Origin of the sequence: Paenibacillus sp. P46E (assembly GCF_001909095.1) — a bacterium.
Classification (GTDB): domain Bacteria; phylum Bacillota; class Bacilli; order Paenibacillales; family Paenibacillaceae; genus Paenibacillus_AQ; species Paenibacillus_AQ helianthi.
The window spans coordinates 11773-38651 of sequence record NZ_LVYZ01000042.1; the positions used below are offsets into that span (position 1 = coordinate 11773).

18 protein-coding genes are annotated in these 26879 nt (G+C 50.2%); 1 reads left to right on the forward strand and 17 read right to left on the reverse strand.

Features of this window, described 5'->3' with window-relative positions; all coding sequences use genetic code 11:
• Window positions 1-52 precede the first annotated feature (52 nt).
• The 6 genes from A3849_RS14970 to A3849_RS14995 all read right to left on the reverse strand — a co-directional run bounded on the left by A3849_RS14970 (window position 53) and on the right by A3849_RS14995 (window position 9073).
• Window positions 53-1459 (reverse strand): sugar ABC transporter substrate-binding protein, encoded by a 1407-nt coding sequence (locus tag A3849_RS14970; RefSeq protein ID WP_256700783.1) that lies wholly within the window; start codon window positions 1457-1459, stop codon window positions 53-55.
• A 133-nt stretch (window positions 1460-1592) separates the two neighbouring features.
• Window positions 1593-6140, reverse strand: coding sequence for a carbohydrate binding domain-containing protein (locus tag A3849_RS14975; protein WP_074112145.1), 4548 nt, complete (start codon window positions 6138-6140; stop codon window positions 1593-1595).
• 232 nt (window positions 6141-6372) lie between these two features.
• Window positions 6373-6582 carry a hypothetical protein gene (locus A3849_RS14980; protein ID WP_042179559.1) on the reverse strand — a complete coding sequence of 70 codons (210 nt, stop codon included), beginning with the start codon at window positions 6580-6582 and terminating at the stop codon, window positions 6373-6375.
• Between the two features lie 14 nt (window positions 6583-6596).
• A complete protein-coding gene (locus tag A3849_RS14985; RefSeq protein ID WP_074112146.1) occupies window positions 6597-7118 on the reverse strand; it encodes a PRC-barrel domain-containing protein in 522 nt (173 codons plus the stop codon).
• A gap of 96 nt (window positions 7119-7214) precedes the next feature.
• Window positions 7215-8366, reverse strand: a complete 1152-nt coding sequence (locus A3849_RS14990) for a cysteine desulfurase family protein (protein WP_074112147.1) — start codon at window positions 8364-8366, stop codon at window positions 7215-7217.
• A 227-nt stretch (window positions 8367-8593) separates the two neighbouring features.
• On the reverse strand, window positions 8594-9073 hold the full coding sequence (locus tag A3849_RS14995; protein WP_074112148.1) for a 2-thiouracil desulfurase family protein: 480 nt from the start codon (window positions 9071-9073) through the stop codon (window positions 8594-8596).
• A gap of 137 nt (window positions 9074-9210) precedes the next feature.
• On the opposite strand from A3849_RS14995, the gene A3849_RS15000 reads away from it, so the two are divergent.
• Window positions 9211-9891 carry an SOS response-associated peptidase gene (locus tag A3849_RS15000; protein WP_074112149.1) on the forward strand — a complete coding sequence of 227 codons (681 nt, stop codon included), beginning with the start codon at window positions 9211-9213 and terminating at the stop codon, window positions 9889-9891.
• A gap of 83 nt (window positions 9892-9974) precedes the next feature.
• Here the strand turns inward: A3849_RS15000 and A3849_RS15005 are convergent, their stop codons facing one another.
• From A3849_RS15005 to A3849_RS15055, 11 genes are all read right to left on the reverse strand, one after another.
• Entirely contained in the window at window positions 9975-10535 is a 561-nt protein-coding gene (locus A3849_RS15005) for a DUF1541 domain-containing protein (protein WP_074112150.1), read from the reverse strand.
• Window positions 10536-10786: 251 nt separating this feature from the next.
• A complete protein-coding gene (locus A3849_RS15010) occupies window positions 10787-11518 on the reverse strand; it encodes an SDR family NAD(P)-dependent oxidoreductase (protein ID WP_074112151.1) in 732 nt (243 codons plus the stop codon).
• 52 nt (window positions 11519-11570) lie between these two features.
• Window positions 11571-12854, reverse strand: coding sequence for a condensation domain-containing protein (locus A3849_RS15015; RefSeq protein ID WP_074112152.1), 1284 nt, complete (start codon window positions 12852-12854; stop codon window positions 11571-11573).
• Window positions 12855-12919: 65 nt separating this feature from the next.
• Complete coding sequence (locus A3849_RS15020) at window positions 12920-14365, reverse strand: MFS transporter (RefSeq protein ID WP_074112153.1); 1446 nt, start codon at window positions 14363-14365, stop codon at window positions 12920-12922.
• A 59-nt stretch (window positions 14366-14424) separates the two neighbouring features.
• Entirely contained in the window at window positions 14425-15036 is a 612-nt protein-coding gene (locus tag A3849_RS15025) for an anthranilate synthase component II (protein ID WP_074112154.1), read from the reverse strand.
• Window positions 15033-16433 (reverse strand): anthranilate synthase component I family protein, encoded by a 1401-nt coding sequence (locus tag A3849_RS15030; RefSeq protein WP_074112155.1) that lies wholly within the window; start codon window positions 16431-16433, stop codon window positions 15033-15035. The genes A3849_RS15025 and A3849_RS15030 overlap by 4 nt, the downstream gene beginning before the upstream one ends.
• Complete coding sequence (locus A3849_RS15035; protein WP_074112156.1) at window positions 16423-17751, reverse strand: phenylacetate--CoA ligase family protein; 1329 nt, start codon at window positions 17749-17751, stop codon at window positions 16423-16425. Before A3849_RS15035 ends, A3849_RS15030 begins: the two co-directional genes overlap by 11 nt.
• Complete coding sequence (locus A3849_RS15040) at window positions 17748-23279, reverse strand: non-ribosomal peptide synthetase (protein WP_074112157.1); 5532 nt, start codon at window positions 23277-23279, stop codon at window positions 17748-17750. The genes A3849_RS15035 and A3849_RS15040 overlap by 4 nt, the downstream gene beginning before the upstream one ends.
• Before the next feature lie 39 nt (window positions 23280-23318).
• Window positions 23319-24479 (reverse strand): DNA glycosylase AlkZ-like family protein, encoded by a 1161-nt coding sequence (locus tag A3849_RS15045; RefSeq protein WP_256700784.1) that lies wholly within the window; start codon window positions 24477-24479, stop codon window positions 23319-23321.
• A gap of 33 nt (window positions 24480-24512) precedes the next feature.
• On the reverse strand, window positions 24513-25865 hold the full coding sequence (locus A3849_RS15050) for a serine hydroxymethyltransferase (RefSeq protein ID WP_074112158.1): 1353 nt from the start codon (window positions 25863-25865) through the stop codon (window positions 24513-24515).
• The gene (locus tag A3849_RS15055) at window positions 25849-26850 is read right to left on the reverse strand and encodes an alpha/beta fold hydrolase (protein WP_074112159.1); all 1002 of its coding nucleotides are present in this window, start codon (window positions 26848-26850) and stop codon (window positions 25849-25851) included. Before A3849_RS15055 ends, A3849_RS15050 begins: the two co-directional genes overlap by 17 nt.
• Window positions 26851-26879: the final 29 nt, after the last annotated feature.

The following is a 26879-nucleotide window of genomic DNA, read 5'->3' on the forward strand; positions in this document are numbered from 1 at the left end:
GAGCCGCCGCGCCTTATCGCGCGGCGGCCTCCCTACTCCTTGTAGTTATTGATTATTGATTGATAATGGCTTTGACTTCAGCTGCTGCGGAATCCAATTCTTCCTTAACGCTTTCTCTGCTATACTTGCCCTTCACGCCGGCAACGATATCCCAAACGTTGGCAAAATGCTTTTGCAGTGCTGTTTCTGTAGGCCCCCATTGCGGAATAGCCGGATAGGTTCTTCCGTATTTGGTTGCTTCCGAGAATGCTTTCATGTTGGCATCCAGATCTGGCGATTCCAGAAGAGACAGTCTGGCTGGAAGCTGACCGGATACGGCAGCATAGGCCTTCTGCGCTTCATCGGCGGTCAGGTATTTAATAAGCTCCCAAGTAGCTTCCTTGTTCTTCGAGCCGCTGAAAACGGTCAATTCACTGCCGCCGACAAAGGTAGCTTGTCCGCCGGGACCGGCTGGAAGCGGAGCAACCGCGAAGTTTTTCGCTGCTTTCTTGTCATCCATACCGCCGTTTGCTTTTGGTGTCGCAAAGTTCTTAGCAAGCCATGGCCCAGAGATAATTACGGCCGATTTGCCATCACCGAAGTCACCCTCGATCTGCGACGAGTTCTTTTCAAGCGATGCCTTATCAACAAGGCCTTCCGCTGCGAGTCCTGTGTAGTACATAACGCCATCAAGCCCTTTGTCTTCGTTGAAGGCTACGTTTTTGTTATCTTCCGACAGAACGTCGCCGCCTGCAGCCCAGATCCAAGGGAAGATATTATGCACTACGTTCCAGTCGTTTTTACCCGGAAGTCCAAGTGCAGCGATCTTCTTGCCGTCAACCGATTGTCCGTTGACCGCTTCCAGCGCACTTTTGAAGGAATCCCAATCCTTGAATGCAGTTTCCGGATTTACCCCTGCTTGTTTGAATACATCGGTCCGGTAGTAAATGGCGCGCGCATCCACGAACCACGGTACTCCGTACACCTCGCTGTCACCTGCGATGGAGGTTGTTTTCCAGATAGCCGGCAAGAAGGCATCTGCGCCGCCCACATCGGCAACCTTATCAGTCACTTTATCAATACCGCCCATGCTGGCAATTGCCGGCACCCAGGTGCTACCCAGTTGAAGCAGATCCGGGCCTTCGCCGCTTGTTGCCGCCGTTGTGATCTTAGTCCAGGCAGAACCCCAGTCAAGCACCGTTACCTTGACTTTGACATTCGGATGCTCTTTCAGGTAGGGATCAAGGGTCTTCAGGAAGTCCGCATCCGGTTTCGGGCTGTTCGGCATCACCCAGGCATTCAGTGTAACCGGTTCCGTGCTTGGAGCTTTAGAAGCTGCTGGAGCCGTAGTCGCGCTGGAGTCACCTTTCTCTCCTCCGTTGTTAGCAGAATTGGATGAGTTGTTATTGCCACCACATCCGCTGACGACTACTGAAAATGCCATGAGCAGCGCACTAATTGAAACGGCTGTCTTTTTCACAATTAATCTCCCCCATTGTCTTTTGAAGATCATGGAGAACGGTTGCCCATCCCCCATGTCTTGATTATAAAAGCGTTTGTCACCGGTCTAAATACCAAATCCCAAGCCTGGATAACAAATTATTAAGCTTGTCTCAAGGTGCAGATACCGTTCCGTTGTTCATCAACACAATATCATCGACATCTACGGCAAGATGGCCTGTACCTCCGTCCGCAATATTTCCCAGTTCGAAAGAAATGCGGCCGATGGATGTGCTTCCTCCGTTAACATCGAATTCCAGAGTATACTCAGCGTAGTCCGTACCAAGATCAATTATTTTGCTCGTATATCCGTGCCAGGTGTAATTGTTCGCAACGTCCAGCCAGCCGATGCTGATGTTCATTTTGCGTGGTGCTCCTGCCTTGGCTTTAAAAGTGAGCGTATAATGATTGCCTTCGTTGTAGGCTACTCCCTCGTAATAGACCTGCCGGTCCCAACTGTTCGTTCCTGTGGATCCGATCTGCATCCGCAAAGCCTCATTCACATTGTCAATAGACAATTCACCGCTGTCGGATGAATAGGAGCTCCAGCCCTGGAGCGGTGCTGAGAAATCTCCGTTCGGGATCAGATTCTCCCCATACGCTTCTCCGGCAATCACCGGATTTACCTGAAGGAGGGAAATGTTACTCAGCGTGACAGTATGTGCCCCAAGTGCCTCCGATACCTTGCCGAGACTGAACTGAAGCAGGGCGGCGGCATCGCTCTCTGAAGCGTTAAAATAGTATTCGAAGTGTCCGCCGGCTTCGCTCAGACTAGCCGACTTGTTCGTATACGCGGTCCAGTTGTTGTCCGAAGAACCGTCATGCTGAACTAGTACCCGAATCAACCGGGCTATAGAAGCTTCCGCATCGAAGCGAAGCAGGTACTTCTTACCTTTCTCCACCGGAATCGCGCCTTGCTTGACCTGTACATTCCATTCCTCGTCGCCGCTACTGCCAAGAGCAACCTGCAACGCTCCATTCTTAGCGGTCATTGCAGTATTCTTCACCGGATCATTGTCTACCCAGTCCTTCTTGAATAGCGTCCAGCCTTCGGTCGAATCGTCCTTGAAGCTGCCGTTCACCACCAGCTCGCGGGAAAGATCCAGCCAGGCCAAATTATAGCCGCTGCCGCCGAGACGGAAATAATAGGTTCCAGCGGGCAATTCAAGCGGTGCCCCGATGACTGCGCGATAGGATTGAAGTCCTCCCGTATCCCCAATTGCGGTGCTGTAGACAGCTGCCGTCACCACACTGCGCTTGCTGGCATCCAGAACAGACAGTTCCAGTTCGGAATCCGCCCGTACACTGGACACCCGGGCCACCGGAACAATGCTTGCCGCCTGAGGAAGAACCACTTTGTACTCCGCGTAATCGCCTTTGTCGATATCGGTAATATCCTTGCCGCCCTCGCCGCTCGGCGTCTGGCTGATTCCCGATGCACTCCAGTACTGGTCGCCGCGAAGATGCAGATAGCCGCTCAATGCTGGCGGATCGGCCTTACGGACCAGACGCACGTTGTCGATCTCGGTCTGTCCGGCAGACTGGCCAAGAAGAAACGACAGTGCACCTTCAGTGCCGGACGCGCCGGTCAGCGCTATTTCCGCTGTGTAGCTCTTCCACTCCGGTGACAGTGCAAGGGTTGAGCCGTCGGGATAGAGAGTCTCTCCCCCGCCGGTCTCCAGCTTGATTCCGAGTGGTTGCGCCTTATCCGATCTGGCATTGAATGCGAGCTGATAAACCGCTCCTGTAGACATAGGTATACCTGTCTGGGTGAGCGTCACATCCTCCGGGAATACGCCGGTAGTCTGGACTTCAGCCTCGAACTCCCGCTTCATAAGCGGCAGTTCCAGTATATTGGTTACCTTGGCTTCAGCCACTGCCCCCGAGTTCGGCTTAACCGCAAATGTCCAATAGCCCAGCCGCCCTTCTCCCTGGTCGAATCCTCCATTGTAAATCAGGTTTCCGTCTGTAAGCGGTGTGCGAACCACCGGTAGAGGCTCCGTCTCAACAACCCGGACGTTTGCTAAATATGCTGCAATGTCGCTAAGTCCCAGATTGAACTCGAATCGGACATTGTTGTCGGTAGCCTGGTCCATGTTAAAGGTGTATTCGAACGATTGCCAGTCCGGGGTGAGCTGGAAATTCCGTTCCTTGGAATACGCCGTCCATCCCCCGCCGAATTCGGTAAGCTTGCTCATCAGCGGACGGGCCGCATCCGCTTTGGCATCAAACGTTACCTTGTAGGCTTTACCCTTCTCCAGCATAAGCGGCATCTGGGTGAGCTGAATGGAATAATTTTTGGTTCCTGCCTCTTTGACAGCAACCTTAACCGCCTTGCCTTTATCCTTGTCCTCAATGACGGAGGCTGTGCCTTCACCGCCCGCATTTTTGATTAATTCCCAATAATTAGGAAGTCCATTTATTGCTACAGCATCGGTGAAATCACCGTTGTAAATCTGGTTCCCATCTGCAAGCCCAGGACGCTGCGGAACTGAGATCACTGGCTTCGTTGGACGATGTCCCGTTACGTCCGGCCACTGATCCAGCTTCTTGTACTTGTAGACCCGGACATAATCGACATACATTTTGTCCGAATGGAAGTCAGCCGCCGGATTCCCCGGCCAATCGCCGCCAACCGCAAGATTGAGAATCATATGGAACGGACGGTCAAACGGCGCGGGGTACGTATAGTAATCCGGCTGGCCTTCAGCCTTGGTTCCCCAATCACTCGTTTCGAAATACAATTTATCGTCCACGTAATACCGAATCAGGCCTGGAAGCCATTCCAGCGTAAAGTCATGATAATCGTCAGCGAACGTTTGGCCCTTCTGTAGAACGTAGGTCTTGGACTGGGACGTATGCGGAATGTCGTAATGAATCGAACCATGGACGGTTCTTGGATACAGATCAGCCTTCTCCGTATCACCGGCCACCGGTCCTGTCAATTCCATGATGTCCATCTCGCCGCTTCCCGGCCAAGGTCCGTACTGCTTCTCTTCGTCGGTTGGCATCATCCAGATGGCTGGCCACATTCCCTGTTGTATCGGCAGCTTGGCGCGGACCGTGAATTTCCCATAAGTCCAGTCGCCCTTCATCTTGGAGGTCAGCTTGGCAGAGGTATACTCTTTGCCGCCGTAAGCTTCCTTCCGCGCTTCCAGAGCCAGTACGCTCTTCCCGCTCTCCTTCTCCAGTGAGGCATTGTCAGGGTGGTAATATTCCAGTTCGTTGTTGTATACAGTCCCTGTATCTTGAATATTCCATTTGGTCTTGTCAACAGATTGGCCGTCGAATTCGTCGTTCCAGACCATTTCCCATTGATTCTCCTCTGATGGCGGAGTTGGTGTGGCCGCTACACTCGGGGTAGGCGTGGCGCTGGCCGTCGCCGTCGCTGCCGGTGTCGGCGTTGGTGTAGCTGGCGTTGATGTAGCTCCACCCCCAGTTCCGCCGCTCGCCGCGGAGGTAGCCGCAGCACTGGCCTTCGGTGAGGAAACACCTCCCGACAAGCCGCTTAGTATCTCTCCGGCTTTTAGCACTGTTCCGTTAAGAAACACATTGCCTGCCTTGCTCTCAAGCAAACCAATTTGCCCTTGGTTTACGATTTCTGATCCGGCAGCGGCGCCGCCGACAATCAGGGTATCCACCCTTGAGCTGGCCCCGATCTCTACTTTGGCCGGCTGGATCAATTCAATCCGGGCCGCAGAGCTTCCATCCTCCAGAGCGAGCCGTACAGGAGCCTTGGGGACGTCTACAGTGGTCTGCCCCAAGGAAGCTTTGCGGAAGACCACCGAATGACCGCTGCCTCCGGAAATACGGGTGTTACCCTTCACCAGTATTCCGGAGAACGATACTTCCCCTTCCCCCGTTCCGGCAGCCACATAAAGATTTCCGTTGACTGCCCCGCCATCAATCCGCACATTCGCCCGGTTGACAATAACGTTTCCGGACACAGCACCAATCGAATAAGTGCCTTCCGCCGGACTGATCCACCCGATCATCCGCCCTAGCAGCGCCGCCAGCTCGGCCCGGGTCATCGTAGCCCGCGGATTCAGCTTGCCTTCCGAATCGCCGCGGATATAACCCTCCGCAAGCATGGCATTCACAGCTTCCCGGGCATAGCTGCTAACCGCTATGCCGTCCGCCTGCCCGCGCAGTGCAATCTGGGAGGAGACCTCCAGCCGGAAGGCCCGAGCCAGCATCGTTATCGCTTCCTGCCGCTGAACTGACGCTCCCGGCTGAAATTGGCCATCTGCATAGCCTTCGATAATGCCCGCTGCGCGGACCCTTTCAACATCCATTGCATACCACGAAGAAGCGCTTACATCACTGAAAGAGACAGTACCCGGGTTAGTGTAACGGAATACCCGGCCCAGTATGACTGCCATCTCCGCACGGGAGACCGCGCGTCCCGGCTCAAATTTGCCCTGCCCATCGCCTTGCAAAATCCCTGCGGTTGCCAGCCTGTCCGCTGCCGCCCCAGCCCAATGCTGATTCATATCGGCAAACGCTGCCGTTCCGGCTGCGTCAGCACTGTTTGCGCTTACAGCTGATCCGGGAAGCCCATCCGGCCCCGCTGCTCTTGCCATTCCCGTGTTTCCCGGAAACTGAAGCCCTGACAGCAGCAGAACTGCAACCAGAAGCTTAGATATTCCTTTGCGGTACATCTAAACATTCCCCCTTATGTAGAACTTGTAGAATCCCGGCGTTACCGCTGGTCGATTTCAGTATAGAGTCCGCTCGCTGCAGGTAACATACCAATTCCTTAGCGCATATAACAAAGATGCAACTTTCGTAAAAAAAGCAAAAAGCCCAATCTTCGGGCGGCTGTAGCAGCCGCCCGAAGATTGGGCGCGGTGAATCTATGTAACTCTTTTGGAGCATGAACCAGGAGAAAGATCAAGAAGACGCATGAATCTGCGGGAAATCCTGGGCGATCTCTTCCCCGGAGAACAAATCGTCAAGCGAGCTGAGTGTGCCGTCTTCTTCAACCTGATACACCGACATTTTCTCGCCATTGACCGTCAGTTCGATGAAGCAGCCCCAGCAATAGAACTGGTGGGAACCGATCTTGCCGATATCCTTGGAGTTGCAGTTTGGACACTTCATATAAAACATTCCACCTATCCGTTAACAATATTAATGGCTTTTTGAAGCCGTTCTTCGCTCATCGCGGGAACCAGTACGGAATTCTCCCCAATGGACATTCCATCAGAACAAGGCAGCCATTTGCGGCCTTCGATCAAATCAGTTACTAACCCGTCACTGATTTCCAGCGCTACTATTGTGTTTCCCAACTTTTGGTCAAAATAAACATCAGATACGCGCCCGAGGATTGTTCCGGATGCCGTAAGCACCTGAAGATCCTTTAATTTATTTTTCCCCAAAAGAAATGTATAAGGTATATGGTCAGTGTCGGCCTTCACAATCGACTCTTTACTGCGGATCATGACAGCATCCCCGCCATAAGCGACGATATCCTCCCATGCCACAACTTTCACATGACTGGAGAAAAACGTTTTACTTTCCAGTTCAATACCCGTTATATTCCAGTTTGAATCCAGAAAAACGTCGACAATTTTGCCTATTTCGTTACCTTCTTCAACCTCGTATACAGCCAAGCCGATCATTTCTTGAAGTTTCATGGCTGTTTATGTCCCCTTTTACTTTGAGTGTACTTACGGGTTCCCTTAGGTTGAAGAGCACTCAAGCACTGTAACGGCAACGAGGCTACATTTAGCCTAATCCTTTTTACGCAGCCGGTTCAGGATGGTTTCAACTTTTTGGGCCACGTACTCCATTTCTTCACTAGTATTACCCAAACCTGTGCTAAATCGAATCGCAGAGTTCAAAAGATCCTCCGGAAGATTCATCGCCTGCAGCACATGGGAGATCTCCAGCGAACCTGAGGTGCAGGCTGAACCGCTCGCGGCCGCAATCCCCTCCATATCAAGGTTCATCAGCAGCACGTCGGTTCTAGCTCCTGGAAAGCTCAAATTCAGTATCCCGGGCATAAATTCCTGCCTGTCTCCGTTAATCACGTAGCCCTTCTGCCCGATCCGGCGGTCCAGCTCCTCCAGCAGTCCTGTTCGCAGCATGAGTGCCTTATCCCTGCGCTCTTCCAGCCCGGTTACCGCAAGTTCCACTGCCTTGGCAAACCCGGCTGAGTTCGCCAGACTTTCGGTTCCGGCCCGTCTGCCGCGTTCCTGCAGTCCGCCGTGCTGTCTCGGATGCAATGGAGCCCCACGCCGGACATACAACCCGCCGATCCCTTGGGGACCGCCAATTTTATGGGCACTGAAGCTCATATAATCCACAGGCAGCTCACGTAGAGTTATAGGCAGCATCCCCAGTGCCTGTACAGCATCGACATGGAACAGAATCCCGTGAGCTGCGGCTACTCTGCCAATCTCTTGTATAGGTTCTACAGTTCCTACTTCATTATTCACGAACATTACGCTAATCAGCACCGTATCTTCGCGAAGTGCGGCTTCTACATCAGAAGCAGATACCCGCCCTGCAGCATCAACCGGCAGATACGTGATAGTGAAACCCTGTTTCTCCAGCGCTTCGCAGGTATGCAGCACCGCGTGATGCTCAACGGCTGTCGTAATGATATGTTTCCCTTTATGGGCAGCGGCCGCAGCCGCTCCGAACAAGGCAAGATTATCACTCTCCGTGCCGCCGCTGGTGAAGACCCATTCATCTGGCGCACAACCCAAAAAGCCCGCGATGGTATCGCGCGCGCCATTGATAATCTTTTTGGCGGAACGTCCGTACGTGTGCACGCTGGACGCATTGCCATATTGCTCAAGCAGCATATTATACATGACCTTGGCCACCTCCGGATGAACCGGGGTTGACGCAGCGTGGTCTAGATAGATCGGTTTCATAACGATGTTCTCCGCTTCTGGTTATTCAGGATTTTCATACAGGACTACTCGATTATACTGCTGAACCTGGCCTTTTACCACCTGTCAATAAACACAATATTGTAACATTTTAGGAGGGGAAGAACCATGAATAATTTTCTCCAGTTGAATAGGACACTTCCAAAAAAGGCCGTTGCAAAAGGTTCGAAGCTTCAGCAACCGTCTTTTGGTGCAACTCCCACAGCAGCTTATTCCTCCGGAGAGTCCAATTCCTTCAATCTGGAAGCAAGCTGTTCCTCGGAAATGACCTCAAGGCCACTGCGTCTAAGCAGCGCAGAGGTCACACCCTGGCCGGGAATCTTCAGGCCGGTGAAAGTACCGTTGTAAATCATGGAGCTGCCGCAGGAAGGGCTGTTCTCCTTAAGAACTACGATTGTGGCTTCAACCTTACGTGCTTGCTCAAGTGCCTCATAGGCGCCTTGAATATACATTCCGGTGACATCGTTTCCGAGCCGGTCTATGACCATAGCCATTCCGTCAAGCACCGCATCCCCGTCTCCCCCAACAATCTCCGCCGGTTCCCTCGGAGTGGAGAACCCGCCAAGAAGCTCAGGGCAGACGGCAACCGCCTGATTGTTGTCCAGCAGCTTCTGAATGGTCTCATCCAGGCAAGCCGTACCATTGTATCTTACTTTCATGCCTGCCAGGCAGGAGCTTACGATAATCATAGGATGCACTCCTTCGCTATCATCCGCATCTTCTTATATAATGGATGCTGAGAAATACAAAGAGCATAGCATGAGGGCTTCAACACTGTAAACAAGCCCCTGCCATAACTTCATAAATCCGGGGAGGCCACTGCAAGATGTGCGGAAGATATACCATTATGGTAAGCATGGAAGAATTGATGCTCCATTATTTTATCGAGGAAACCACTATGGTCCATTATGCACCGAAATACAATGCAGCCCCCATGCAGAATCTCCCGGCGGTCATTCATGACGGTAAGCAGAACAGGCTCGGACAGCTGCGCTGGGGGCTGGTGCCCTCCTGGTCAAAAGATGACAAGCAAAGCAGCAAAATGATTAATGCCCGCCAGGAATCGCTACAGGACAAACCCTCCTTCAGGAACCTGATCAGCTCGCGCCGATGCATCATTCCGGCAGACGGCTTCTACGAATGGAAGCGGCAAGCCGGTAACAAGCAGCCGATGCGGATCGTGATGAAGAGCGGTGAGCTTTTTTCTATGGCGGGTCTGTACGATATCTGGATGGATACCAGCGGCAACCGACTTGGCACCTGCACCATTATTACCACTGTGCCCAACCGCCTGATGGCAGATATTCATGACCGCATGCCGGTGATTCTCAGCCGTGAAGCGGAATCGGAGTGGCTTGACCGTAATAATCATGAGGTTCCGAGCCTGATGAAGTTGCTGCAGCCCTATGCTGCGGAAGAAATGCGGGCATATCCGGTGTCACCCGCGGTAGGCAATGTGCGCAATGACTATAAGGCATTGGTTGATGAAGTGAAGCTCTGCTTATAGTGAAGGCGAACCTATCCTTGTGTCCGCAACAGCAAACAGAAGCTCATCCAAAGAGAGACTGGGCTTCTGTTAGTTCACATTGACTATTTTGCCGACAGCTCACTTTCTACAACCCATTTATGATTAGTCACCTTATCCCCGCCGGTTGTGGGGGTGTAATCGATCATATACACTGTCGTTTGCACGGCTGAATCCACAACGGCGTCTGCCCCCTTCATTCCAGGCATGTGATCTGCTGTGATTGTAATAGCAGCGCCTTGCGGATACGTGCTCTCCTTTGCATCCTTAATCTCTTCTTGGATGATCCATTTATGGTTGGTAACTCTCGCACCACCAGTTGTCGGGGTATAAGATACCGCATATGCTGTTGTGTCATAAGCGCCCGATACGGTCGCTGTAGCCCCCTTCATTCCGGGCATGTGATCTGCCTTTACAACAACCTTGCTGCCCACCGGATAAACTGGTTTCTCAGCCTTCTTAAGTGATTCTGGAACTTTACCAGAGCCCTTATGCTCCGCCTCCGTATTGTGCGCCACTTGATTGCCGTTCATGATGCTGTCTGTTTTCGTAAGATCCTTTCCGTTCCCGCAAGCGCTCAGAGTAACGGCCATAACCAGGCTTAGTAATACAAATATCTTTTTCATAGCTGCAGCACTCCTTAATGTGGTTTGTTGGGTTCTTCAATATCATACCCCCTAAGGGTATATATCAAACCTGGCGCTTGCGAGGGGAATTAACTGCGGCAAAGGAATGATGTGGTTATGTAACCATAGATTATCTGTTAAGAATCGTTTACTTTTGAGAATTGAACCTTGTTCCCTTCCAAAATTCGTATATAAAAAATGTGGAGTGTCCCATCGGTAACCTATGGGACATTCCACTTTTCAGACAAAAATTATCCTATGAACATTGCACCGTTAACGTCTATTGTTGCGCCACAAATATAAGATGCCTGCTCACTACACAAAAAGCAAATTGTAGCAGCCTGCTCTTCCATAGTCGAGGGACGACCGATCGGAATGCGCTCCAAAATAGACTTCCTCTTCTCTTCATCGTAGGCTGCCCACATGGCTTCAACCCGTTCAGTCAAGGTCAATCCAGGGGCTACAACGTTCATTGTAATTCCAAATGGAGCCAACTCAAAGGCGCATTGTCTGGTAAAACCAATAAGGGCAGCTTTGGCTGCTGTAAAATCCGCCCCTCCAAAAAAGGTGAATGTCCGGCCTGCTACAGCAGATACGTTGACAATCCTCCCCCATCCCTGTTCTTTCATACTTGGGACAGCAGCACGCGTGCAGTTAAATACATGTTGAAGGTTCAGCTCAAATGTTGCATTCCAATCGCTGACTTCGATAGATTCTACTGATTTGGAATGCATAGTACCGCCCACTGTATTAACCAGAATGTCGATCCGGCCGAGCTTATGAATAACATCTTGGAATGTCTGTTCAACTTCAGAGGCATTTGTAACATCCACCTCCCATCGTAAAGAGCTATCCTGTGTTCTCAGCTCACCTATTTTTTTGTCCAACAGTGCAACTTCGCAACCACTTTCCCTCAGCCGAGAAGCTACCTCTCTTCCAATACCGTTTGCTGCACCAGTTACAATTGCTACTCGTCCTTTCATTTTCCCTCTCCTTTGGCGAGAAAATATTCTTATTGCTCCCTCGTTACATGGATTATGCGTTTAAGATGAACTTATTTAATTCTTCAACCATATGTCCGGCTACCTGGGTGGCTCTGCCTTCATATGCGTCCAGATCCATATCCATGCGGCCGGAAATAGACTCTGACTGCTCATCAAGAGTCATTTCAAAACCCACTCTGCATGTACTGTTTGGCAGGAGATTTACCGTCATCCATTCTGTCTGACCCAATGAAATTCTGGAATGGACACGTTGAGAATTCCATGCATTGAACAACTGGGGATACGGTAGTTCATACGCCGCAGTCCGAGGTGTAATTCCTTTGGGATACAGCGCTGCTGGCTCTATGTGCTGGCGTTCCGTTGCTTTGATAACGCTAAGCTGTATGGATTTAACTGTTTCTTTTATTGAACCTTTCAGATCATATTGGGTTGGAATCGGCACTGTATTGGAAATAGGACCGACTACAGTGTAGTCCTCCGGACGCCGCCGGTTCACCAAGGGGACACCCGTTATAACCCTGCTTGTCCCACTTACAGCACTGATTGCTTGCTGATAGGCAGCGAACAATAAGGTGAATGGTGTGACACGGTATGCTTTTGAAGAAGCCAGGACCGTCTGACGGAGTATATTAGTATGAAAAGGGACACTTTGCATCCGTCCAGTAGAACCTCGCGGGGTCGTGCGGATGTTATCCATGCCATAGGGGCCTTCAGCAAGATATACATCTGTCATATCACGACTTAATTCTGTTCTTTCCTTAGCATAGGAATTCTCCAGGCTGGCGTATTCTGTCCATTCAAGGGGATGGTGGGTTACAGGAACGCCAGTATACCGCTTCGTAATCTCATCGACTATCAAGTCAATTGATGCTCCGTCACAAGTAAAGATCCAAAAACCGATCCATATGTGCAATCCAGAATCATCCCTGACGGATGCCAGACGGAGACCCGGGTCGCTGGCATGTCTCGCTCGATATGCAAGAAACGATTCATTCGTAACACCCTGATGCCCTGTCTCCAAGTGCTCCCTAAGCGCCAAACGCAATTTTGACTCTGTAGGAGCGTGGCCTACAACTGTGTCATTATCATACTTGAAGCAGGCAGCAAGGATGGGGTAACGCGCCAATGTATCAGCCACAGCATCCCACGCTTCCTCTTGCACACAATCAGGAGAGAAATCAAGACGGAGGGCCCCCGAATAGGCACGGCCCGTTGCATCCAGCATGGCCCCCGTCCATTTTTCTCGCAACATTACTGTGCTGGGTATACTTATGATTGGTCCATCTACAGATGGCAATAGATAGTTCTGCGGCATTGGAGTCGCCTCCTTATTTCATAACTTCAGATCAACAAGGAATACGAAAATCAATGAATCTAGGATTATTGTGAATTCGCTGGTTTGGCATCATTCTTCTGGTGATCGGAATTCGATGCCAAAACAGTGCCCTTGGACCAAATAAGAATTACTCCGCTAATCAGTACAACAGCAATTAGGGAGAAAGCGATAGTAAACCCTAAAGGCTGAATCGTTGTGGATACGCCGACTCCGTCCGCTGAAGCTACCGCTACGGCAACAAAGAGTGTAACTCCGCCTACTTGGAACAATTGCTGTATCGTCGACGTTATGCCTGAACCAGCTCCTACATCCGCCTCTGAGAGGTCCAAAGTAGAGAGCGATTGAGCAACTGGGGAAACGCATCCAAACCCCACCGAGGTGACCAGCATAGCGGGCAATACCCTTGTCCAGTAATCCAGACCGGATATCCCGGTGGCAAACAGGATAAAACCCGCTGCCGATATAATCAGACCCACCATAGCAGCCGTTTGGAGGTTCCATCGCTTGGTGACATACTGGAAAAGGAACAGGCCCGGAAAGAAGCCAAGACAGAAGGGTAGCCAAGCCAGCCCTGCCTGCATAGGGGTCATACCCAGAGAATCCTGTAATATAAGAACACCAAGGTAGAATAAAGCGCCAGATGAGGCGGCTAACATCCCGACAATGACATACCCCGTAATTCGCGGAGAACGGGTAATCAGGCGGGCAGGAATAATGCCATTCTCCATCCGCTTACAACGCAGTACAACCCATATAACTCCAATCAGACCTAACAGAGTTAAAGCGAGGCGGAGCCAATAGGTCTGCTCAATTCCTGAACCGATGATGCCCAGGACGATCATTGAAACTGAAAAGGCTAATATCAGTGCATTACTAATATCCAACCGCGCAGACTTCTGCTTTGAAATCTTAGGGACAAAAATGACAATAGCCACAGAAAGAATCAGGGTAATAGGAATATTGATTCCAAAGATCCAGCGCCATGAAAGATACTCGGTAATCATCCCGGAGAGCAAAACGCCTACTATCGAGCCCAATCCACCCAGCGCGGCCCAGATCGAGAATGCTTTATTGCGTTCAGGACCGGAGGGGAACAATAGAGAAACCATGCCCAGAGCTGTTGCCCCGGCAAGGGCCTCACCCACTCCTTGGCCAGCACGTCCAACAATAAGCAAGGCTGCGCTTGGAGAAAAAGTAGCCAATAAGGAGAAGGCGCCGAAAACAGCAATTCCTGTCTGCAGTACACGCCGCAGCCCGAAAGCATCCCCAATGCGTCCACCAAGAAGCAGTAAAGAGCCTGCAGCTACAAGGTACGCGTTTACTACCCATGTTAAGGAGCTGGCAGTAAATCCTAGATCTTGCTTGATATGAGGCAAAGCCACATTTACCACAGTAGCATCAAGTAACAAAATAAACTGAACAATTGAAATTACCGCCAGCGCTTTCCATCGTCTTTCAAAGTTAATTTGATTGTGTGATTCTTCCGTCATTTCATTGCACTCCATTCTGAGTCTGGTTCCTGATATTCAATAATTTGGACATTTCTTGGTTACATCATAGGGTGGACACTTTCCATTGTCCGCAGTTCCTGATGTACTAACTTCAATGAATTTTGGATCATCCTGATACCGTACATCGTTCCAACGCTCTCCGGGTGAAACTGTACACCTTCGATGGGCCGGTAACGATGACGTACACCCATAACTACACCATCTGCATGAGCGGTGGCAGTGGCAACCAGTTCATTGTCTATACCTGGATGTGTAATGGCTAGTGAATGATAGCGAATTACAGTCGTAGGTGATGGGACATCAAGAAATACACCTTCCCCGTCATGTTGTAGCTGAGCCTCTTTGCCGTGCTCAATGGTAGGAGCCAGTACGAGATTCCATCCGAAAACCTGGCCAATCGCTTGATGGCCCAGACATACGCCAAATATCGCTTGATTTTTGTCTACAGCACGAATGATATCCAGATATCCATGTTCTTCCGGCGTTCCGGGACCAGGACCCAATACCAGCAGATGGGGTTGCCACTCACGATAATGGCTGATAGGATCCTCATTGACTCGCACAACCCTTGTTTGTGCACCAACCTTGGCATAATATTCAGCAATAACGAAAACAAAACTATCAAAGGCATCTACTAATAGAACTCTCATACGCCGCCTCCAAACGCTCGAGCAAAAGACTGTATCTTGGCACCCGCTTCGTCCCATTCTGCTGAGGCCTGGGAATCAGCTACTATGCCCGCAGCTGCTCGTAATTTATAATTCCCCGAATTGCCGGTGATCGTTCTGATCGTCAGGCTCAGTACACCATCGCCCGACCCATGAATATACCCGGCGCATCCGGTGTACAACCCCCGAGGTGTGTCTTCAAGTTCTCCTATAATCTCCATCGCACGAACCTTAGGGGCCCCAGTCATTGTCCCCGCCGGGAAATTCGCGGCAATCAGGTTCCATATATCGCAATCTTTTCGGATCGGAGTCTCAACCGTCGAGACCAAATGGAAGAGCGGACCATATGCGTCTGACTGCATAAACGAGCTGACATGCAAGCCTCCCGGAACAGAGCAGCGCGCCAGATCATTACGAGCCAAATCGACAAGCATTAAATGCTCTGCGGCTTCCTTGGGAATATGATTTAACTGGCTGCCTCTTTGATCATCCTGCGTCATTGTTCCTGCAATTGGACGAACCTGGGCCGTACCCTCCCGGGTACGTATCATGAGCTCAGGGCTGGAGGACATAACATGCAGGTCGCCAAGATCCAAGTAATACATGTAGGGAGCCGGGTTAATTGAAGCAAGTCGTTCATATAAATCTACCGGTGGTATCGACGCACTTGTTACTGCTTGCCTGCACAATTGCACCTGATAAATATCACCGGCACGAATATAATCCTTTGCCCGGTTTACTGATGCGTAGAATGCGTTTGGGTTGGTCACATCCTGTACGACTCCTGACCCCCATGCCTCATGAGAAGAGGGAGCATCTCCCGGATTCGTAAGTGTATCAATTAGAAATGCAGCATCCGCCGACTGATCATGCGGGGTGCTTAATACACGGAGGTTAGCCCCTTCATCTACCCCATTGTATTCAACCACATATCTATAGACGCGCATGACTACTTCCGGTTCGCTGCTATCTATCTTGATGCCTGGCAGGTGTTCAACAAAGCGGGCGGCGCTGTATGCCAAGATTAATACAATGGGATAATCCTCCGGTAATGCTAGGAGCTCCGAGACCTGCCGAAGGCGGTCCCACAATGGCTTACCGGAGTTGCTTACGATGTCAAGGCACCGGTCGGTTTTCATAGATAGCGGCCCCGCCCCGCATGCATGCCAGGTATCATCCAGCAGTTTCAGCTCAAACAACAAATCGACCATGAAGGTAGTCTTATTCCCATCAACAGGTTGAAATCCGGCCCCGGTCTCGAATAAAGCCGGCTGAGGACGCAAGTCCAGTACTGCCCGGCGAACCTTTGCTACAGGCTTAGCCTCAAGTACGGCATACCGATCAACGCTCAATGAGCTTACTTCAGCTTCATTGATCATGGGATGACCTCCAATCACGAATCCGTGCATATTTCCAAGAAATATAAGCACCTGTTTCCGTGCGTGGGTCCAGCTGGTTCTGCAATGATACTTGGACAGGAACATTGAATTGGGCAGCCAACAGCTCACGAGCCTGCGATATGGATCTGTTCCCCATCTCTGCGGCCAATGTAACCTCTATTTCGTCAGTACCATCCTTTCCCAGTCTGACATCCACTTGATACCCCCAGACACAATCGGCAACTCCCAAGACAGCGGATTCGATAGTTGCCGGGAATACCTTACGGCCGCCTATTGTCATCACATCATCAGCCCTTCCGAATATGCGTAAGCAACGGGAATGGCTGCCACAGCCACATACACTGGCCGGGTAGAGGGATGCCAAGTCTCCAGTACGAAACCGGATTAACGGCTTAGCCCCTGGTACAAGCATTGTCAGACACAGCTCACCGACGCTGCTGTCCATCCCTTCTTGGGGAAGTATCTCCACAAGATAATTCGTCTCAGAAAGATGCAGATTCCCATGAGTACATCCCGTGGCTACAGCATGTGTTTCTTGTGATCCATACAATCCGTGGGTACAATGCGCACCCCATATTAGTGAAATGTTTGAAAGCATCTCTGGTGTACACAATTCACCAAGCACCAGGATCTGCTTCACCGGTGTACCTGAAGGCTCAACGCCAATACTCTTATAAAAACGAGCAAGGGCAAGGGCAACAGCAGGTGAACAAATTAATGAAGATACTCCAAGCTCAGCAATTAAATGGGCAGCTTTTTCAAGTCCAACCCGTGGACTTTCCGGCCATAATCGCACAAAGGGAATGCCGAGATTCCTGCATATCTCTCCATAGGTATCTCCAAAGGCATACAGCTCGGATGGCCCCATGATGGCAGTAAGCGCCTGCATCGTACCAAAGGTTGATTGATATACCTTTTGTACCGCCTGCTGGACATACGCACCGCTCGTTTCGACGTCAATGGACGCCCGGGGACATGGCGTTGATTTCCCGGTAGTCCCCGTCGTTTCGTAGTAAGTCGCAATCCGGTTAAAGGGAAGACTGCACACGGCTGTGCCAACAGCACGAAGATCACTCTTGGTCGTGTACGGCAAGCCATGTAAGAGCGCAAACTCGCTATCTCCCCCAGTCCTGTTACGAAGATGCTCACCATAAAACGGGGATTGTGACTCGACGTATTTCAATATTTCTTGGGTTCGTAAATCTTGAACCTGACGCATAACTCCCCATTCGGTTTGTCCGTTCAGATGCTCTGCGATGCTTATGAGCCACTCCTGATTTAACAATTCTCTGATCATGGTTCCATCCTTTCTGCCAGATCGTTGGCCAAGTCACGGATCGTATCAGTCAGCAGAATGCTTTCCAGTGGAACTTTCGTTGATAATTTAGCTTCTAATTCGATTTTGAGTTTCATTGCAGCCATTGAATCTCCGCCCAGGTCAAGGAAGTTATCTTCTGGCAAGACGACTTCTTGGGCTAGTTGAACCGAAATTGCATGTACAATCACACGTAGGAGGTTGCGTTGATTCATAACAGGTGACCCTGCTACTTCAGTCTTGGATAGGATGTCTCGTAGCAATTTCACATCGACCTTTCCATTTTTGGATAATGGCAGTTGAGGAACATTCTTGATCAATTTCGGTACCATATATACTGGCAGACGACTACTGAGCGACTGGCTGATCAACTCAGGTCTGGGCCCGCCTACATACGCTAATGCAATATGCTTCAATCTCCCATCATTACCCGGCAATGCAACAGCACAGGCCCGCATCACGCCTTCACAGTCCTCGGTTGCTTTTTCAATCTCGCCGAGCTCAATCCTGAGTCCATTTATTTTGATTTGATTGTCAACCCGTCCAAGTATTTCAATTTCTCCATTAGGAAGATAACGTCCCAAGTCTCCGGTACGGTACATCCGGCGGCCGGTTCGCGGGTGGTTAACAAATGCAAGCTTCGTCAGTTCCTCCTGTCCTACGTACCCCCGTGCTAACGAAATGTCGCTTTCTACCAGCATCTCGCCAGGCACCCAGTCCGGGCGCTCGATCCAATCCTCTGAAATAATAAGATACTTGGAATTCCGCATAGGCACTCCATATATTACGGAACGGCAGATGCTCCCCTCCTTGGAGTCTATTTCATGAATGATAGACCAATTCGTAGTTTCTGTAGGACCGCCACATGAGAACATTCGCGCTGCAGGAAAAACGGTCTGTGCCCGAGGGATTAGCGAAAGTGGTATCCAGTCTCCAGCCATCACAATGTTCGCTACAGACGGAATAGGCTGAGTTGTATTGGTCGACTCGCCCACGCAACATACAAGATCCATTACAGCAGGAACGCATGCCCAAAAGGTGACTTCATGTTGCCGGTGTAATCTCAGCCAGGATTCCGGGTCCGGTCCAGCAGCATGTTCTGGGATTACGGCAGAACCACCATGAACCAAAGGTCCGAATATATCAAAAACCGACATATCAAAATGCAGTGCTGCTGTAGCGAGATGACGAGTAGACTCGTCCAGATTGAAGCGTTCAGCAACATCGAAAATATGATTGACTACTGCAATCTCCGGAATCTCAACCCCTTTCGGTTCGCCGGTTGAGCCGGAGGTGAAAATGATATAAGGCGAATAATTTTCAGGGACAGCTTCATAAGTGAGCTCTCTGCTCTGCTGTATCCAGTCGCCCAGTCTACCCGTGCTGTGTTCAACTCTGATCACATCCACAGGCAATGCTGTGCCGGGTGAAGTAATTACAGCTTTCACGTTTGCTTGTGCAAGTATTTTCCCTACACGTTCAGACGGCAAATCCATATCTAAGGGAATATAACCTTTGCCAGCCAGCAGGCAGCCATACACTGCAGCATACTGCGAACCCCCTTTCGGCAGCATAATCCCCACGAACCGTTCACTGGAACCGCATACCTGTTGAATCAGCATTTTGACATGCGCTGCTGCTCTCCCGATTTCACTCCACGTATACGTTCCTTTGCTATCAATAATGGCCGGGAGATTGGGGCGATCTATGATGCGTTCGAGTAACAGCTCACGCAAGTGAACTTCAGGAATCTGCTGCTCTGTGGAGTTCACCTGCTGTCTAACAGCAATCTGCCCCGTTGGTCTAAGCTCAAGCCAGGTCCGCTCCCAGATTTCAGAATTATCCGCCAATTGCTGCAGCAGCTTGCAGAAGGAATCAAACATTGCCTTAATAACATCAGGGCGTATAACCCCTGTCAGGTAATCCCACTTGTAAAATAAAGAGCCTTCAGATTCACGAATTTGAACATCAAGAGTCACCTGTGGTGTCTGTGAAACCCCAAACACTTCTCTGCCAAACCGGGACGCATCGTGCCGGCCTGGATGTCCAAGAAGGCTTGTCAGCACTACTGGCATCAGAGGCTCACGTCCAACTTTGCGAAGCCGGGACAGCTCGCGCAAAACCTCGACCCCTGTAAAAAGCCGGTGGTCCAGCGCTTCCCAGATTGCGTCTTGTAGTCGGCGACCCCGAGCAGCAAGGGTATCCGCAGCATCCGTTTCGTAAGGGACCAGTAAGGTATTGGTAAAATCGCCAACTACTAAATCAATGTCATCACTAACCGCCATACGGTCTGATACCGGAAAGTTCAGTGTAAATTTGTTCTCTTCGCTCCATGAGCGCAAAACTTCACACAGAACTAGAGCCACCACTCCGGAAGAAGATATTTTTCTTTCCTGAGCTTGAGCTTTGAGCCGACTCCACGACGCCTGATCAAGTATCCCCTCATGTCTGTCGAATTTCACCATCTGGTTGGACTGCCCCGGGTCTAGCTGCGGCAGTTTGGGAGCAGGGGGCAGCGCCTTGATCTTCTCCAACCAGTATTCACGGTGGGTACGATAGACTTCGCTTTGCCTTACCGTATTGCGGTAATGAACATACTCCTGAAAAGTGGTGTTAAGACTAGGCAGATCAGGCTGCTCTTCCGCGTACAGGTCAATCAAATCCGGAATAATGATTTGAAAGATAGACCACGCGTCAGCCACTAGCATATCAATGGACAGATGCACCCGGCTCTTGGAGTCGCTGATCTGGCTTACTCTAAAATGGAATAAAGGCCATTGGGTCGTGCCAATCTCATCATTTGCCATATCATCACGAACCCGGTTAATTTCCTTGTTCATCTCATCCGGTGAGAGACTTCTTAAATCCTGGTATTCTACGGCCTTTCTTCCATCAACGGCTCCAATACGCTGAAGGCCATCTTCATCAATTGTCATCCTGAGCATCGGATGCCGATCCACTAGTAACCCGACGGCCTGGATGAAGCGGTCAAAGTCCAGGTGCTCTACTTCCCACTCGAAGTATCCCTGACAACCTACACCACCGTAATTAAATTCAGGGCCGCGGCCGATCCATAGAGCCTGTTGACTCTCGTTGAGTTCAAAAGACTCCAGTTGATGACTGGCGGAAAGATGCTCAAATGGCGGTAAATCATTGTTACGGGAAGAATTAGCCAGATATACAAGGTGTGAAAATACCGGTTTCTCAAGAAAGGAACTCATCTGAATGTGAATTCCATACTTGCAGCTTAATTCACTCATCATGCGCATGGCCCGCAAAGAGTCCCCGCCAGAGTGCAGGAAATTAGACTCCAGAGTCACTTCCTTACAACCGCTCCACGTCAACCAGCAATCACGTAAAAAAATGTCAACTTCTGTTGTCGGAGCAAACACATGTCCCAGCGAATCTTGCTCCAAGGAATCGGATCGGAGCAGATCATAATCAACCTTGCCATTTCGTCCTAGCGGTAGAATCATCAAGCTGATCTGATTCGGTAGGGCTGCAGATGGCAGCTTTTCACTCAGATGGTTACGCACCATGTAAGTCACATCATCCGTATAAGGAGCCTGCTCAATAAAAAGTGCCAGCATTGTTCCCTCATCATGGGTAAATGCTTTGGCCGCAGCTTTTGCCACACCCGGTACTTCAAGAGCTGCAATCTCTATCTCGGCTAAGTCAACACGATGTCCCCGGATCTTCACAAGCGAATCGGTTCTCCCGAATATTTCGACAGCTCCGTCCAAATGGGCACGCGCTCTATCGCCAGAGCTATATTGGAGGGTGGAAAAGGTGTCGAGTGTATTTGGACGAAAAGATTTTTGCGTCTCCAAGTCATCTATGTAGCCGAGTGACAAGGTCTCGCCAGTAATGACCAGTTCTCCCACACAAAGCGCGGGTAATTCCTTACCTTTTGAATCGACAATGTACATATTGGCCCCGGGAATTGCTCGTCCCACTGTGGGCAGAATAGTACGGCGTACTCCCGACAAATCCTCTATCGAGACAACCGCAGCTTCTGCAGAGCCATAAATGTTAAGCACTTGGTAATTGAGCTCGGCAGGGGGCCATTGTTTGCACCGCTCACCAGCAATTAACATTGTTCTCAGGCTGGTCTGAGCCCCATAAGCCCAAATGGCTTCTGCAACAGATGTCATCACCAGGGTGTGTGTAACGCTTTTTTTATCGAACCATTTTGTTAAAAGCCCTATATCCTGCATGACTTCGTGTGACGGAATACATACTGTACCTCCAGCACACAGCACCGGCAGAGGGTCAACCTCGATCATTCCGTATCCGGGGGAGGACAGCCATGTTCCCCGTGAATACTGATCTAACCTGGCGGAATCAACAATAGCTTCAATCGTGCAAGACATGCCGCTATAGGATAAACAGACTGCCTTCGGTCGCCCTGTAGTGCCTGAAGTACCTGCAATGAAGCAGGTTCCGTTGTGATTCTCGCCCCCATCCCATTGTTCCTCCTGAACAGCCGGTGAAGGATAGGCAGCTTCGTCAAAATCCAGCAGAGGTACATTGAATACACCACGTGCCCTTTTATCAGTATTAGCATCAACAAGTATTGCGTCAGGACGAGTCTCGCTTAAAAAACCTCTTATTCGATCATCCGGATTCGCTGTATCCATCAATATGCAGGTGCCGCCCAAACGCTGAACCGCAACTATTGATGTAAGATATCTCCATCCCCGTTCCATAAAGAGCGCGATTCTCAATTGGGATTGGGAAATGGAGATATGCTCGCATAGCTGACGTACTACTCCCCCCGAAGCCTCCCATAGCTCAGCATAAGTGATATGCTCATCATTGATATCATCTACAATTGCCAGGCCTGACGGATTCATTTCTTTGTATTTGAATACGTATTCTGCCAGAGAAGTATATCGTCTGTTTTTTTCAAAGGTACTTTTGGCAGGGAGAGTGTCCACCGCAGCAGCAGCGTAAAAATTTACGGCTTTGGCACACGCAAAATCCACCACTTTTCTGAGATGTTCATACATGGGGTAATCCATGCAATCTTCCCGTACAGACAGTACACATTGGTCATCCTGAACAACCAGCCACACCAGTGAATCTGCCGGAGGCAGACTTGTTCCGTCCGTAACCTCTATGTCCACCGGATAAGTTACCTTTTCTCTATCCAATTCCTCTGTTAGACGAAGTTTAGTGATGAATTCTTGTATATTTCCGGTATCCTGGAGTTTTGTCGCATCGATCTCCAGACAAGTTGATGATCCCTGGTCATGTATGCCTATCATCACTCGTCCTTCGGAGCTGACAAGGCCGCCTAACATAGCAGCAACCCCAATAATGCCGTTCAAGGATACAGACATACTCTGGGGCAGGATGATCTTATCTTCCAATCTGCCGGCTGGCGTCAATTGTCGGGAGGTCCGGCTAATAAAAGCATTCCAGACAGGCGAGACTAAGCTTAGCTGTTCGATCTTCATTAGTGCATTTGCGGCCTGTTTTTCATTTGAACTTGATGCTTCTAACATTTGATTGCTCCCCCTATAACCATGAGATATAAAACTTCTTCAAGGTATATATATGGCACCAATTCGCTCTGCCCACATCACGGCTGCTTCTTGAATAATTTGTTGATCCTTCTGCAAAATATCATCGGGGAGATGTATGGAGAGTAATCGCTGAGAACCCTTTGCCGTTACACGCCAAGTAGTGACCGCTTTACTACCGATTAACACGACAGGCAGGCCATTTCCGGCATGATCGTAAGCGCCGATCTGATCAAGGCCGAGACACGAGCGATGCCTGGACCCTGGTGAGTATCCCATTAGCAGCGGGTCCCAATTCGGCAAAAACCGAACCCTTTCATCAGATGACTCACTAACATTAGTGGCCCAAGACTCAAATGTTTTCTTTTGAAGGGGACCGAGCCATAGCCCGGATTCGATCTCACCTGCTCCGGCCTTCTCCAGGAATAGTCGAGCCAGTTTCTTGGAAATCCCCATCCACCATGCAAGGTCTTCGACAGATACCGGTCCATATTGCTCAATATAATGACAAGCAAGTTCCCACTGTAATTGTTCATGGTCAACCAAAGCATCATGGCTATGCATCAGCTCACTGGGCGCAGCAGCATACAACCACCGGTTAGACCATGGGTTGGGTGAAGGTGCTCGGACCAACACTCCATTGTAGGTTGCTACAGTCGTACAAGCGCGTGCTTGAGAACCGCTCAGCCCCAAAAAACTTTTGATCTCTTCCAAACGAACAGGAGAACCGCTGGCGAATCGAATCAGCTCCGGTCTTATCCGCAGATAATCTTCCAGCGTGAGTTCCGCTTCACGCAGCCGCCACTCATGATCCAGAAGAGGCAGACACGTCGCACCAAACACCATGTTCGCCATAGATTTAGGGATTAAGAACTTCGATCTTCGCATGCCTGGTATTCTTACCAGTTCCGGGTCATCTTCCGCCCTGAGGGCTTCACTTTTATCCATATTGTGATTCCGTGCTAAGACTGCTTGCCAGCTAGTAGGTCTATTCGAGTACACTCCGATATATGCTCTCGCGATGTCCGCTACACTTGACCCGGCAAACTGTTCAAAATGAGTCCGCATGATCCATCTGGCCAGAAGCACGTTTGAGATCGGGTCCCCGGATAATTTATCATTCATGTCATTCGCGCTCAGGGAGTGAGGTTGAGCTGGGTTGGGCTTATCTGCGGTGTTCATATCTTAGACCTCCAATGAAGTAGAAAGCGGCTTTCACCATGTATAATCTGCCAGCGGATAGATACCGCAGAGCTTTTCTGCCTCTGAACGAAAGTGCTCTTGCAAAACAGGGTCCAATTCGAACTCCTTATCTCCAAGCGGATGCACACTATCCAGAATTCGGCACACCAAATCTACAATCTGATGGCAGCCCTGTTGATCAATATGACGTTGAGCCAAAGAACCTGTACCAATACGCAACCCGCTGGTGACGAATGATGATCGGGTCTCGCCAGGTATGCGATTCTTGTTTACAATAATCGAGCATTGCTCCAAAGCCGCCTCAGCAATTGCGCCGGTCATGGAATCAGTTAACCGGATTAGAACGGTGTGATTCTCCGTGCGTCCTCCAACGACATCGTAGCCTTTTTCCTGAAATGCTGCTGCGACGGCATCCGCTGCCATTCGGATTCGTCCCATGCTCGCATCAAACTCTGGTGACATTGCATAATTGAACGCAGCCGCCTTTGCAGCCACGATATTTACGGCGGGGGCACCTTGCATCCAGGGGAATATGGCTTGCTGTAAAGCTCGTCTAAACGTTGTATCCATCCCTGGAACTTGTTGATCCGCATCTCTCCCGGACAAAATCAGACCTCCACGCGGCCCGGCCAGCTGTTTGTGTGTACACATCGTTGTTACATGCGCAGCATTAATAGGGCTCGGGTGCCGATTAGTCGCTACGAGTCCTGCAATATGTGAAATATCCGCCAGCAAAATTGCCCCTACCTCATCAGCGATCTCCCGGAATCTTGCAAATTCCACAACACGGGAGTACGCTGTAGCACCGCAGATAATGATACGGGGGCGATGCATGCGGGCCAGCTCATACACCTGGTCGTAATCAATGATCCCTTCGGGTGTTGTCCCGTAACCAACTGCACGATAGTAAGTTCCTGAGAAGGTAACTGCACTGCCATGCGTAAGATGTCCCCCGTAGTCGAGAGCCATTCCCAGTATAGTATCCCCGGGCTTAAGCAATGCCGAGAGCACCTGGTAATTAGCATTGGAGGCTGAGTGCGACTGGACGCCTGCATACTGGGCGTTGAACAACTTCAAGGCCCGCTGAATAGCCAAAGTCTCCACCAAGTCCACGTTCACACATCCTGCGTGGTATCTTTTGCCCGGCAAGCCTTCTGCTGTAATGTTGGCAAGCACGGAGGATGCCGTAGCCAAGGTTCTGGGTGTCACCGAGCAACTGGAGGCAACAAGTGAAAGCGTCCGATGCTGACGTCTTACCTCCTCGTCCAGAATACTAGCCAATTCATGGTCTTTCTCTTCCAGGTCTTTCAAGCCTCGTTGCAGCAGTTCCGACTGGTTTCCAATGAGTTTAGTATAAGTGGCCATTGTATAACTCCTTTCTATTCTTGGAAGAGAATGAAAGCACAAGGTCTGCAACTTCTTTGGCATGCGTTCGCAAGAAATAGTGGCCGCCGCCGCTCACACTTGCTGACTCAGCCATGTCGATATATTTGCTCCATTGACTGACCACTTCCTCAGGATAAGCTGTAGCTGGATCTTCACTGCCTAACAATACTAATGCCGGTACTCCACGCGCTGGGAATTGAGACAATGTTCGATAGGCTTCAACCGCTATCCTGTGATCCCTTCTGCCTCTTCCCAGCATCCCGCTGATCTCCCAGTCGGATAATCCTGTGAACGCTCCCAATGATCTTAGGTACTGGCTCCATTCATCATTGGAAGTTGTCTCTGCTTCTTGCCATGCAGCATCCGGGTCAGCTATGGGCTTCGATGCAGCAACGACTAAGGTGACCGGACGGAGGGTGGAGGCTGCTGCCGAGGCTATACAGGCTGCAGTTGCTGCTCCTGCACAGTGCCCGTAAATAATATAATGATCGGCATCAATTCTCTTAATCTCCTGAATGATGGTATTCACCAATGATTGGAAGTCGGATGCTTTATCCATTTCAAAATTACCGAAATCCACTCCAAAGACGCTCACATTTTGATGTTCAAAAAACATTTCCCGATAGGCCGTGGGGTCCCCTCCGCCGTATGGCACACCGATTACAGCTATCGAACCTCCAACGGTTGACTCCTGTAGCGAAATAACTTTGACTTCACGGCGTATATTACTTAAAAGATAGTGTGCTAGTTGCTCTACTGTAGGGTGTTCAAAAATGGATACAACGGGCATGTCCCCGCCCAAACGCGAGAGCATACGTATAGCGTCAAATGAATCCGCACCAAGATCAAAAAAGTTATCCTGCGGACTGATGTGCTCTACTCCAATAACTTCACAGGCCACAGCAGCAATTCGTTTCATTTCTTCATCAATCGTTCGACTGGTTGAATCATCCTTATCAGACATCTTCTTCCCCTCACTTATAATGTAGTAGA

Bases quoted from the DNA above. Each gene is read 5' to 3' on its own strand.
- A3849_RS15000 (WP_074112149.1), top strand. From the start codon at position 9,211: ATGTGCGGAAGATATACCATTATGGTAAGCATGGAAGAATTGATGCTC.
- A3849_RS14980 (WP_042179559.1), bottom strand. From the start codon at position 6,582: ATGAAGTGTCCAAACTGCAACTCCAAGGATATCGGCAAGATCGGTTCC.
- A3849_RS15005 (WP_074112150.1), bottom strand. From the start codon at position 10,535: ATGAAAAAGATATTTGTATTACTAAGCCTGGTTATGGCCGTTACTCTG.
- A3849_RS15050 (WP_074112158.1), bottom strand. From the start codon at position 25,865: ATGGCCACTTATACTAAACTCATTGGAAACCAGTCGGAACTGCTGCAA.
- A3849_RS15020 (WP_074112153.1), bottom strand. From the start codon at position 14,365: ATGACGGAAGAATCACACAATCAAATTAACTTTGAAAGACGATGGAAA.
- A3849_RS14990 (WP_074112147.1), bottom strand. From the start codon at position 8,366: ATGAAACCGATCTATCTAGACCACGCTGCGTCAACCCCGGTTCATCCG.
- A3849_RS15035 (WP_074112156.1), bottom strand. From the start codon at position 17,751: ATGATCAGAGAATTGTTAAATCAGGAGTGGCTCATAAGCATCGCAGAG.
- A3849_RS14975 (WP_074112145.1), bottom strand. From the start codon at position 6,140: ATGTACCGCAAAGGAATATCTAAGCTTCTGGTTGCAGTTCTGCTGCTG.
- A3849_RS14985 (WP_074112146.1), bottom strand. From the start codon at position 7,118: ATGAAACTTCAAGAAATGATCGGCTTGGCTGTATACGAGGTTGAAGAA.
- A3849_RS15055 (WP_074112159.1), bottom strand. From the start codon at position 26,850: ATGTCTGATAAGGATGATTCAACCAGTCGAACGATTGATGAAGAAATG.
- A3849_RS15030 (WP_074112155.1), bottom strand. From the start codon at position 16,433: ATGATCAATGAAGCTGAAGTAAGCTCATTGAGCGTTGATCGGTATGCC.
- A3849_RS14995 (WP_074112148.1), bottom strand. From the start codon at position 9,073: ATGATTATCGTAAGCTCCTGCCTGGCAGGCATGAAAGTAAGATACAAT.
- A3849_RS15045 (WP_256700784.1), bottom strand. From the start codon at position 24,479: ATGAACACCGCAGATAAGCCCAACCCAGCTCAACCTCACTCCCTGAGC.
- A3849_RS15040 (WP_074112157.1), bottom strand. From the start codon at position 23,279: ATGTTAGAAGCATCAAGTTCAAATGAAAAACAGGCCGCAAATGCACTA.
- A3849_RS15025 (WP_074112154.1), bottom strand. From the start codon at position 15,036: ATGAGAGTTCTATTAGTAGATGCCTTTGATAGTTTTGTTTTCGTTATT.
- A3849_RS15010 (WP_074112151.1), bottom strand. From the start codon at position 11,518: ATGAAAGGACGAGTAGCAATTGTAACTGGTGCAGCAAACGGTATTGGA.
- A3849_RS15015 (WP_074112152.1), bottom strand. From the start codon at position 12,854: ATGCCGCAGAACTATCTATTGCCATCTGTAGATGGACCAATCATAAGT.